Origin of the sequence: Parasutterella secunda (assembly GCF_023336895.1) — a bacterium.
GTDB lineage: Bacteria > Pseudomonadota > Gammaproteobacteria > Burkholderiales > Burkholderiaceae_F > Aphodousia > Aphodousia faecalis.
On record NZ_JAMBLT010000042.1, the window covers coordinates 1 to 230 of the forward strand.

Below are 230 nucleotides of genomic sequence, written 5' to 3' on the forward strand. Positions count from 1 at the left end.
TCCAATTACTGCTGAATTTCTCCTTTCGGGATAGTGCTCTTTGCATTTGAGCCAATTTCTTCAAATGTTTTTTCAGCGCGTTGCAAGGCGCAATCTGTGTTCCGTCCGAGAGCGTGCAAAACCACGCCACTCCCATATCCATTCCAACTTCATTGCCTTTGTGTACGGGAACTTCTTTTTCATATTCCGTTTGAATAGAGACATACCAACCGTCAGCCTTACGAATAACA

1 protein-coding gene is annotated in these 230 nt (G+C 43.9%); it reads right to left on the bottom strand.

The genetic code is table 11. The features are described 5' to 3' along the window. On the bottom strand, positions 1 to 230 hold a 230-nt coding region (locus tag M3080_RS09225; protein WP_249092827.1), incomplete at both ends, for a transposase.